The organism is Streptomyces olindensis (assembly GCF_040645895.1).
Lineage (GTDB): Bacteria > Actinomycetota > Actinomycetes > Streptomycetales > Streptomycetaceae > Streptomyces > Streptomyces olindensis.
Window position 1 is genome coordinate 1 of the sequence record NZ_JBEYZD010000138.1, and the last position, 8795, is coordinate 8795.

The following is an 8795-nucleotide window of genomic DNA, read 5'->3' on the forward strand; positions in this document are numbered from 1 at the left end:
CCCGCTTCTGCGGCCAGACCTTCGCCGAGGCGCACGACAAGGAGGTCGCCCTGGCCTGCGAGCCGCCTTGAACCAGTAGAGAAAGTTGTAACTCAGTCTGTGGTGCGGGGCTTGAAGTCGGATGTGCACGCGGGGAGTTCGGGGCCTCGACGGTGGGCGAGGGGCAGGAAGCGCACTGGTCGGATCGTCCACGTGATGCGGGTGGTGGCGTGTGTGATGGTGACGGTGCAGGGCTCGGATCGTAGGAGGGCTCTTCTTGTCTCGGCTCGTTGCTCGTAGAGCCATGCCCACGCTTCGTCGCATGCTGCGGTGTCCAGTGCCGGGGTGATGGTCCTGAGCGCGACGGCTACCCACCTGTCGGCTTGAAGAGCGGAGTACGCGTCGAACGATGCGTGCAGGGTCGGTTGCTCCGCTTCGCTGGTGAGGTCTTCGGTCCAGCACTCGCACCAGTAGCCACGCTGGAGCTTCGTCACGAGGTCACTCCCAGCGGGCAGGCCACGAGCACGTAGCGGGTGTTCTCGTCATGAAGGGTGAGCTGGTAGGCCGTACCCCCGGTCAGGATGGCGAGTGCGCGTTCGTGCTCTGGTTCGTCGTTCAGCCAGTGGCGTCCCGGTCGTGCGTACGCCGCGTCGAGTTGGTCGGTGATGTTGCTCGTCCGCTCGCGCAGCCAGCGCAGGGCGAGGCGGGGGCTTGGCGTGGTGTGTGATCCCAGAAGGATGGAGCGGGTCTCGTTCGCGGGATAGGCCGCTGCCCAACAGCAATAGGCGTTGTCGGGTTCTGTTGCGGCTAAGCGCCCGTGAGGAGTGGCCGTCACCATGTGCGTCCTCCCGGTCGTGCGCTCGCGAAGAGTTCCGCGGTGACGGTGTGGCCGGCCTGGCTGTTGTGGATCACGATCCGGTGGGCGAGGGCGGTGACCATGCTCAGGCCTCGGCCGTGTTCGGCGTCCTGGTCCTGGTGCTCGACCTTGGGGGACATGCCGGTGCCCCCGGCGTCCGTGACAGACAGGGCGACCACCTGTGGGGAGACGGCCAGGGCCAGGTGGAAGCTGCCGGATGCTGTGCCGCTGGCCGTGTGGAGGATCGCGTTCGCGCTCAGCTCGCTCACGATCAGTTCGGCGTCGTCGGCCAGGGGAGATCCGCGCAGGATGTCCCGCGTCCAGCGGCGGGCCCGGCTCACCTCTTCCGGAAAACCTGGGCAAGTGAGTCCCCAGACCCGGGCGGTGCTCGTATACTCGTGCATACAAGTTCCTTCGTGCTGGTAGGCCGCCATGTGCAGCGGGTTCGGGCTAGACGAGTTTCACGCCGTCGTGGGCGCGGATGGCCGGCGGGGATGCAGCGTCCAATGCGTCCAAGACGCGGATTGCGTACGCCTCGTCGGCGAGTTCGATGACTTCTTCGCGGGTGGCCCAGCGCAGTGCGCGGGTCTCGTCTCCGGTGGTGGGCGTGCCGTCGGTGGCCTCGCAGCGGAAGACCATGGAGACGATCAGGCCCTTCATGTTCTTGTAGATCCCGGTCAGGGTCGCGGGAAGCGCGATCTTGATGCCGGTCTCTTCGAGAACTTCGCGCTGGAGGGCCTCGGGGATGGTTTCCTCGCGTTCGAGGACTCCGCCCGGGGGTTCCCAGTGGCCGTTGTCGCGGCGTTTGATCAAGAGGGCGCGGTCCTGGTCGTCGACGATGACTCCGGCGACGCTCACGGAGTGCGGACGTTCGGTGCTCACGTTCCTCTGCCCTCTCGGATGGCTAGGCTCTCCACCGTAGCAACAAAGCTCGCCCACTCGTCTAGATACCTAAAGGAGTACACGTGCCGTCTCTTCCTTCCGGCCTCCTCGGCGATCTCGATCCCACGAGCGATCGTGCGGTCTTTCGGCAGATCGCCGACCAACTGCGCGAGGCCATCGACCGTGGGCGATTCAAGGAGGGCGAAAAGCTGCCCTCCGAGGCCGAACTTGTCGAGCATTACGGGGTTTCCCGTATGACGGTTCGAAACTCCTTCTCGGTCCTCCAGGGCGAGGGCCTGGTGCACGCCGAGCACGGCAAGGGCGTCTTCGTGCGACCACGCCCGCCTGTACGACGGCTCGCCTCCGACCGGTTCGCCCGGCGCCACCGCGAGCAGGGGAAGTCCGCGTTCATCGTGGAGGCCGATGCCGCCGGCAGTCACCCACAGGTGGACAGCCTGGAGGTCAAGGAGGAGAAGGCAAGCCAGGACGTCTCCACCCGGCTTGGATCTGTGCGGCGAGTGCTGGCCCGGCGTCGCCGGTATCTGCTGGACGGGCGGCCCGTGGAGTTCGCCACCTCGTATCTGCCGCTCGACATCGCGCGGGGTACACCGATCGCCGAGCCGAACCCCGGGCCCGGCGGCATCTACGCCCGGCTTGAGGAGCTGGGTCACCGCCTCGACCACTTCGAGGAAGAGATCCGCGCCCGGATGCCCTCGCCGGACGAGGTGCGCACGCTGCGGCTGGCCTCCGGCGTGCCGGTCATCCATCTGATCCGTACCGCGTTCGACCAGGAAGGTCGGGCCGTGGAGGTCTGCGACACGGTGATGGCGGCCGACGCCTACGTCCTGTCGTACCAGCTCCCGGCGACGTGAGCGCCTGATCGGCGGTGGTGCGCGGGGACGCTTCTCCGAACTCGTACACCCCAACAGGCATACTCGTATAGACGAGTGGGCAAGTGGTGTGGCAAGGTGGTTGCCGTTCCCGAGAGATCGGGTTCGAACGCCGCATCTTGTATAGACGAGTAGATGGGAAGAAGCTTTGCGCACCATCCGTGTAGAGACCTCGGCCGCAACGATCCTGCTGACCGAGGCGCCCGAGCCCAAGGTCCGCGACCGGCAGACCGGCGAGATCGCCAAGGACGCCACCAGCGGAGAGGCCCTGATGACGCTCGGCGTCGTCTACCTGGAGGACGGCGAGTCGTCGCTGATCAAGGTCACCGTTCCGGAGAGCGGAGTGTCCGAGGGGCTGACGCTCGGGGCCCCGGTCTCGCTGCCGGGTCTGGTGGCCCGGCCGTGGGAGAGCGTCTTCAACGGGCAGCAGCGCCACGGCATCGCCTACCGCGCCGCCGCCGTGACACCGGCCGCATTCCCGGCCGCCACCGGGGCCGCTGCCTGATGACCGACCTGACGACACTCCTGGAGGTGGGTGGTCCTGTCGCCGCACTCGGCGGCGGGGCCGCCTACGCCCGGGCCAAGCATCCCGGGGTGTACTGGTCCACGGTCGGCCTGCCGATATCCACGGCCCGGCTCCTCAGCTCGTACGGCTCGGTCATGGAGGCCTGCGGCCTGACCGTGGCTCCGTCCCGGCTGCGGATGCTGGCGGTCAAGGCCACCACTCGCCGTGAAGTTCGTCCCGTACCGCCGCGTCGGGGCATCATCTGGCCCACCTCGACCGGGCTGCGGCTTCGTCTGCGGCTCGCTCCGGGGCAGGAACCGGCCGACGTCGCCGCCTCGGCGGAACGGCTGCGCCATGCCTGGGGCGTTCACGCCGTGTACGTGACCACGGTCAAGCCGGGAGTGGTTGAGTTGCGGTTGGTCGGCTTCGATGTGCTGCGGCAGGTGCGGATGCCGCGCAAGGTGGACGCCAAGTTCCTTCAGGTGCCGGTGGCCCTGCGGGAGGACGCCATGCCGTTCATACGCGACTACCGGACCGTGCCCCACCAACTCACCCTCGGCGCGACCCTGTCGGGCAAGTCCATGTACCTGCGGCACCTGATCGCCGGACTCGCCCCTCAGCCGGTCGCCCTCGTCGGCATCGACTGCAAGCGCGGAGTGGAACTGGCGCCGTTCGCCTCCCGCCTCTCCGCGCTGGCTACCGAACCGGAACAGGCAGCAGAGCTGCTGCCCGTGCTCGTGAAGGAAATGGAGGACCGCTACGACCTGATCAAAGCCCGGCAAGGCATCGCCCCGGACACCCCGGCCGAAGAGATCACCTCCGACATCTGGGGACTGCCCGAGTCGGAACGCCCCGTCCCCCTCGTGCTGTTCGTGGACGAGGTCGCCGAACTGTTCCTCGTCGCCACCAGGAAGGACGAGGAACGCCGGGACGAGATGGTCACCCAGCTCATCCGGCTCGCCCAACTCGGCCGCGCGGCTGGCATCTATTTGGAGGTCTGCGGGCAGCGCTTCGGCGCCGAGCTGGGCAAGGGCGCCACCATGCTGCGAGCCCAACTGACCGGCCGCGTCTGCCACCGAGTGAACGACGAAGCCTCCGCGAAGATGGCGCTCGGCGACATCGCACCCGAAGCGGTCATGGCCGCCTGTGCCATCGCTCCCGAACGGCCCGGCCTCGCCGTGGCAGGTGACACCTCGGGCGGCTGGTCGCGCATCCGGACGCCGTACCTGTCCCTCGGCGATGCCGCCGAGACTTGCCGCGAGTACGCGCACCTGGTGCCGGACCTGCCCGTGCTCAAGCCCTTCCAGCCCGAGGTGACGGTACGGCCGGTCGAGTCCCCGGCCCCGATCACCGAACCTCGCTCGGCAACCGGCTGACCCCTCCACCAACCCGGTCGGCGTGACCGTCTCACGCCAAGTCCCTACCCCTCGCATGCCTGAATCCGGAAGGAGCCGCATCATGCGCGCCCAACTGGCCCGCGTTGACGCGGTGCTCATCCAAGCCGTCATCGCCGCCGCGCTGTCCTTCGCCCACCTGCACGACATCGCCTCGGCGGCCGGACAGGACGGATGGAAAGCCTGGGCCTACCCGATCTCGGTCGACCTGCTGCTCGTCGCCGCCTGGCGCCGACTGCGGTCCGGGGAAGCGAAAGCGGCCGGGTGGTGCTGGTTCCTCATCGCGCTCACGGCCTCACTCGGCGCCAACGTCGCCACCGCAGGCCTGCTCGACATGAACGACGTCCCGGCCTGGCTGCGCATCCTCGTGGCCGGGTGGCCTGCGGTCGCCTTCCTCGGCGGCACGCTGCTCGCACACTCCGCACCGAAGACGATCGACCACGCCGCCGAACCCGACACAGACGACGACGGGGTACACGACCAAGCGGAGGAACCAGAACTCCTCCCCGAGCCACCCGTCCACGCGGTCTCCGAGCACCCCCCGCCCCAGCGACCGGCGAACGAACCGGAACGGTCTGAGAGTCCCGCCCCACCTGTGCCTGCCGCCCTCGTCGCGCACGCCCGCAAGGTCGCCGCCGAACACCACACCCGCACCGGAACGCCCATCGACACAGCGACCCTGCGCGCCCGCCTCGGCGTCCCCGCACCCATGGCCGAAGCCATCGCCACCCACCTCTGAAAGGAGACCTGTGTGACCGCCAACCGCCGCTTCCGCCACGTCGTCCGCATCGGCCCCGTCCAGGTCGGCACTTACTACGACGGCCGGGGCCGAGAGAAGCACACCGCCGCCTGCACCGCCCCCCGCTGCGGCTTCTCCACCGACTACGACGGCCGTGCCGCCGCTGAGCTTGCCGCCCGCACCCACCGCTGCCCCGTCCGCTGAAAGCGAGTCCTCCCGTGACCGTCAGCCTGCCGCTGGTCGTCGTCCTCGGCTTCTTCGCCTGGGGAGCAGTCAGGTTCCTCGGCGTCCGCGTCTGGATCGTCGTCCTGATCGCCCTCTTCGGCTTCTGGCTCTCCCGCACCTTCCTCGCACCCGCCATCGAGTCCGGCACGCGCTCCGGCGTGACCGTCATAAACGGCTCACATGCCTAGACGAGTAGATAAGGAGACTGGCCCGTGTTCCTCCCCAGGTACCCCGACAGCCCGACCCCGCCGCCCGCGCACACCCACACCCCGACCGAGACAGCACCCGTTCGGCGCTCGCTGCCCTCGGTCTCCATCGATCAGAAGACCGTCGTCGCCCTGGTCGTCGGCGGGGTCGTCCTCACCGCGCTCCTGGCCGCCGTCGCCGTCACGGCCATCTCCGTTGCCGTGGCCGCCGTCGTCCTGCGCGCCATGCTCCGCGACCACCACCGCCGCTGAGCCCCGCTGGCCTCCGGGGCGGCGGCACACGACCAAGCATTTCGCCGCCCCGGGGCCTGTTCCTCCCGACCGAGCCAGCCAGAAGGGGAATCGCCATCTTCACCCGCACCACCCCGGCCCCAGTCCCGGAACTCGCGAACCTGGCCGCGCAGGGCACCCTGCCGGGTATCCTCCGCCAGCTCTCCGGACTCGGCGGCTGCACCAACCCGATCCGCCTCGACGGCCACCACACCGAGTACGACGTCGACACCACGACCGGCGAAATCGGCAACGTCCTCCACCGCCTCGACTCGACCAGCCTCCCGGCCGGGCAACTCCTCGTCCGCTGCAACAACCGCCGCACGACCCGCTGCCAGGCGTGCGCCGAGGTCTACCGCCGCGACACCTTCCACCTGATCACCTCGGGCCTGCGCGGCGGCAAGGGCATCCCGGAACAGGTCGCCGCCCACCCGCGCGTGTTCGCCACCTTCACCGCGCCGAGCTTCGGCCCGGTTCACAACCGCCCTTCCAGCGGGCGTCCCTGCCGCTGCGGCACCCACCACGACCAGGACGACGACGCACTCGGCACCCCGCTCGACCCGGACACCTACGACTACGAAGCCGCCGTCCTCTGGAACGCCCACGCCGGTCCGCTCTGGCGGCGCTTCTCCACCTACCTGCGCCGAGAGGTAGCCAAGCGCGCCGGCCTGTCCCAGCGGCGCTTCCGCGAGCACGCCCGCGTGTCCTTCGCCAAGGTCGCCGAGTACCAGAAGCGCGGCGCGGTCCACTTCCACGCCGTCATCCGCATCGACGGCCCCAGCGGCGGCGACACCCCGCCCCCTACTTGGGCAACCGCCGAGCTGCTCACGGACGCCATCCGGGCTGCCGCCGCCAAGGTCCGCGTGGACGGCCCGGTCATCGACGGCCGCAGCCACACCTTCACCTTCGGCCGCGAACTCGACGTCCGCACCATCCGCTCGGCCCACTTCAACGACGGCCAGGAACTGACCGAACGGGCCGTCGCCGCCTACATCGCCAAGTACGCCACCAAGGGCGCCGAAACCGCGACGGGTGCCCTCGACCGCCCGCTCAAGTTCGCCGCCGAACTCGCCCAGCTCGACATCAGCGACCACGCCCGCCGCATGATCCGAACCGCCTGGACCCTCGGCGCACGCAAGGACCTCGAACACCTACGCCTGCGCGCCTGGGCCCACATGCTCGGCTTCCGCGGCCACTTCTCCACCAAGTCCCGCCGCTACTCCACCACCCTCGGCGCCCTCCGCGACGCACGCGCCGAATGGCGCCGAGCCCAAGCCGCAGCAGCCAACGGCCCCGAGCCCGAGACGACGTACGTCCTTGCGCACTGGGTCTTCGCCGGAACTGGCCTCTCGGACGCCGAAGCCTGGCTGGCCGCATCCCTAGAACCCGCTCCCGGAACGGAAGGAGAGCCCACCCATGCATGACGACGAACTGCTGACCGTGCCTGACGTGATGGAGCGGCTGAAGCTCGGCCGCTCAACCGTCTACGACCTCATCCGCTCCCGTCGTCTGCCCTCGATCACCATCGGACGGTGCCGTCGTATCCCCGCGCGGGCTGTCCGCGAGTACATCACCCACGAACTGGAGGCGGCCGCCTGATGGTCCAGCAACGCAAGCGGAACCCCAACGGCGCCGGCACCATCACCAAGCGCAAGGACGGACGCTTCCAGTGCGCGGTCTACGTCCTCCAGCCGGACGGCACCCGCGCCCGTAAGTTCGCCTACGGCAAGACCTGGGCCGAGTGTGACGCCAAGCGTCGCGAGCTGCTCGACAAGGTCGACCAGGGCGTGCCCGTGCCCACCAAGTCGGCCAAGCTCTCGGACTGGCTCCCGTACTGGCTGGACAACGTCATCAAGCCCCGGCGGAAGCTCAGCACGTTCGACAAGTACGAGGCACACGTCCGGCTCTACCTCGTGCCCCTGCTCGGCTCCAAGCGGCTCGAATCCCTCGGCGTCGCCGACGTCCGCCGCTTCCTCGTTCGCCTGGAGAAGGAGACGACCGCCGCAACGGCCAAGGAGTCGCATCGAGTTCTACGCTCGGCGCTGTCCTCCGCCTGCCGTGAGGAGCTGATCACGCGCAACGTCGCCAAGCTCGTCGAGCCGCCCCGCACGGACAAGCCCGAGCTGCACCCCTGGACCCTCGACGAGACGCTCGACTTCCTCGCGGCCTCCCGCAAGGATCCGCTCTACGCGGCCTTCGTCCTCGCCATCGCCATGGGACTCCGCCGGGGAGAGATCGTGGGCCTGCGCTGGTCGGATGTCGACCTGGACAACCGCGTCCTCTACGTCCGCCACCAGGTCCAGCGCCGCCGTGGCGTCCTGTACGACGACGACCCCAAGAGCCGCCGTCGCCGCGCAGTCCCTCTTCCCGCCCTCTGCATCGCGCCCCTGCGCTGGCACCGCATGCGGCAGGCGGCTGCCCGTGCCAAGGCGGGGGAGAGGTGGCAGGAGTCGGCCTACGTCTTCACCACCCGCACCGGCCGCCCGGTCGAGCCGCGCAACCTGTACCGCTCCTTCACCCGTGTCGCCCAGTCCGCCGGCCTCCGCGTCATCCGGCTGCACGATGCCCGGCACGGCACCGCCACCCTCCTCACGGCGGCCGGAGTCGCGCCCCGCGTGGTGATGGAGATCCTCGGCCACTCCCAGATCAGCATCACCATGGACGTCTACACGCACGTCGTCCAGGACACGCAGCGCGAAGCCATGAGCCACATGGACCGGCTGCTCCGGAGACGCCCCATCCGCGAGTGACTGCGCGCGTTGATGTCAGAAGTGGATGTCAAAGGCCCGGACGGCCAGGAGCACGACGCCCTCGCGGTGATCCCGGACTCCTCCTACGCGGGCGTCTAC

General features: G+C 69.2%; 15 protein-coding genes. 10 read left to right on the forward strand and 5 right to left on the reverse strand.

All coding sequences use genetic code 11. From position 1 onward, the window contains the following. Positions 1-92: 92 nt before the first annotated feature. The 5 genes from ABZ948_RS40120 to ABZ948_RS40140 are packed head-to-tail and all read right to left on the reverse strand — an operon-like array spanning position 93 to position 1956. Positions 93-473, reverse strand: coding sequence for a hypothetical protein (locus ABZ948_RS40120; protein ID WP_359768072.1), 381 nt, complete (start codon positions 471-473; stop codon positions 93-95). Further along, on the reverse strand, positions 470-817 hold the full coding sequence (locus ABZ948_RS40125) for a hypothetical protein (RefSeq protein WP_359768073.1): 348 nt from the start codon (positions 815-817) through the stop codon (positions 470-472). Before ABZ948_RS40125 ends, ABZ948_RS40120 begins: the two co-directional genes overlap by 4 nt. Beyond that, positions 811-1239: an ATP-binding protein gene (locus ABZ948_RS40130; RefSeq protein ID WP_359768074.1), complete on the reverse strand. Its 429-nt coding sequence runs from the start codon at positions 1237-1239 to the stop codon at positions 811-813. The genes ABZ948_RS40125 and ABZ948_RS40130 overlap by 7 nt, the downstream gene beginning before the upstream one ends. 46 nt (positions 1240-1285) lie before the next feature. Then, on the reverse strand, positions 1286-1693 hold the full coding sequence (locus tag ABZ948_RS40135) for an NUDIX hydrolase (RefSeq protein WP_359768080.1): 408 nt from the start codon (positions 1691-1693) through the stop codon (positions 1286-1288). A gap of 20 nt (positions 1694-1713) precedes the next feature. Then, entirely contained in the window at positions 1714-1956 is a 243-nt protein-coding gene (locus tag ABZ948_RS40140) for a hypothetical protein (protein WP_359768082.1), read from the reverse strand. Here ABZ948_RS40140 and ABZ948_RS40145 point away from each other — a divergent pair. The 10 genes from ABZ948_RS40145 (at position 1870) to ABZ948_RS40190 (ending at position 8696) form a co-directional block, all read left to right on the forward strand. Then, positions 1870-2589, forward strand: coding sequence for a GntR family transcriptional regulator (locus tag ABZ948_RS40145; RefSeq protein ID WP_233580483.1), 720 nt, complete (start codon positions 1870-1872; stop codon positions 2587-2589). The two genes, ABZ948_RS40140 and ABZ948_RS40145, sit on opposite strands and share 87 nt — an antisense overlap. Positions 2590-2755: 166 nt before the next feature. Continuing rightward, positions 2756-3112 carry an SCO3933 family regulatory protein gene (locus ABZ948_RS40150; RefSeq protein ID WP_358966890.1) on the forward strand — a complete coding sequence of 119 codons (357 nt, stop codon included), beginning with the start codon at positions 2756-2758 and terminating at the stop codon, positions 3110-3112. Then, positions 3112-4488, forward strand: coding sequence for an FtsK/SpoIIIE domain-containing protein (locus ABZ948_RS40155; RefSeq protein ID WP_359768075.1), 1377 nt, complete (start codon positions 3112-3114; stop codon positions 4486-4488). The genes ABZ948_RS40150 and ABZ948_RS40155 overlap by 1 nt, the downstream gene beginning before the upstream one ends. An 82-nt stretch (positions 4489-4570) precedes the next feature. Beyond that, on the forward strand, positions 4571-5245 hold the full coding sequence (locus ABZ948_RS40160) for a DUF2637 domain-containing protein (protein ID WP_359768076.1): 675 nt from the start codon (positions 4571-4573) through the stop codon (positions 5243-5245). A 12-nt stretch (positions 5246-5257) separates the two neighbouring features. Beyond that, complete coding sequence (locus ABZ948_RS40165) at positions 5258-5449, forward strand: mobile element transfer protein (RefSeq protein WP_359768077.1); 192 nt, start codon at positions 5258-5260, stop codon at positions 5447-5449. A gap of 14 nt (positions 5450-5463) precedes the next feature. Then, positions 5464-5658 carry a hypothetical protein gene (locus tag ABZ948_RS40170; RefSeq protein WP_102910781.1) on the forward strand — a complete coding sequence of 65 codons (195 nt, stop codon included), beginning with the start codon at positions 5464-5466 and terminating at the stop codon, positions 5656-5658. A 24-nt stretch (positions 5659-5682) separates the two neighbouring features. Beyond that, positions 5683-5928, forward strand: coding sequence for a SpdD protein (locus ABZ948_RS40175; RefSeq protein WP_359768078.1), 246 nt, complete (start codon positions 5683-5685; stop codon positions 5926-5928). Positions 5929-6068: 140 nt separating this feature from the next. Further along, entirely contained in the window at positions 6069-7370 is a 1302-nt protein-coding gene (locus ABZ948_RS40180; protein ID WP_359768081.1) for a replication initiator, read from the forward strand. Next, positions 7363-7545, forward strand: a complete 183-nt coding sequence (locus tag ABZ948_RS40185; protein ID WP_062927388.1) for a helix-turn-helix domain-containing protein — start codon at positions 7363-7365, stop codon at positions 7543-7545. Before ABZ948_RS40180 ends, ABZ948_RS40185 begins: the two co-directional genes overlap by 8 nt. Beyond that, positions 7545-8696 carry a tyrosine-type recombinase/integrase gene (locus ABZ948_RS40190; protein WP_359768079.1) on the forward strand — a complete coding sequence of 384 codons (1152 nt, stop codon included), beginning with the start codon at positions 7545-7547 and terminating at the stop codon, positions 8694-8696. The genes ABZ948_RS40185 and ABZ948_RS40190 overlap by 1 nt, the downstream gene beginning before the upstream one ends. Positions 8697-8795 lie beyond the last annotated feature (99 nt).

Excerpts from the sequence above, each read along its gene's own strand:
- ABZ948_RS40125 (WP_359768073.1), bottom strand. The coding sequence starts at position 817 with ATGGTGACGGCCACTCCTCACGGGCGCTTAGCCGCAACAGAACCCGAC.
- ABZ948_RS40130 (WP_359768074.1), bottom strand. The coding sequence starts at position 1,239 with ATGCACGAGTATACGAGCACCGCCCGGGTCTGGGGACTCACTTGCCCA.
- ABZ948_RS40140 (WP_359768082.1), bottom strand. The coding sequence starts at position 1,956 with ATGCTCGACAAGTTCGGCCTCGGAGGGCAGCTTTTCGCCCTCCTTGAA.
- ABZ948_RS40155 (WP_359768075.1), top strand. The coding sequence starts at position 3,112 with ATGACCGACCTGACGACACTCCTGGAGGTGGGTGGTCCTGTCGCCGCA.
- ABZ948_RS40160 (WP_359768076.1), top strand. The coding sequence starts at position 4,571 with ATGCGCGCCCAACTGGCCCGCGTTGACGCGGTGCTCATCCAAGCCGTC.
- ABZ948_RS40185 (WP_062927388.1), top strand. The coding sequence starts at position 7,363 with ATGCATGACGACGAACTGCTGACCGTGCCTGACGTGATGGAGCGGCTG.
- ABZ948_RS40190 (WP_359768079.1), top strand. The coding sequence starts at position 7,545 with ATGGTCCAGCAACGCAAGCGGAACCCCAACGGCGCCGGCACCATCACC.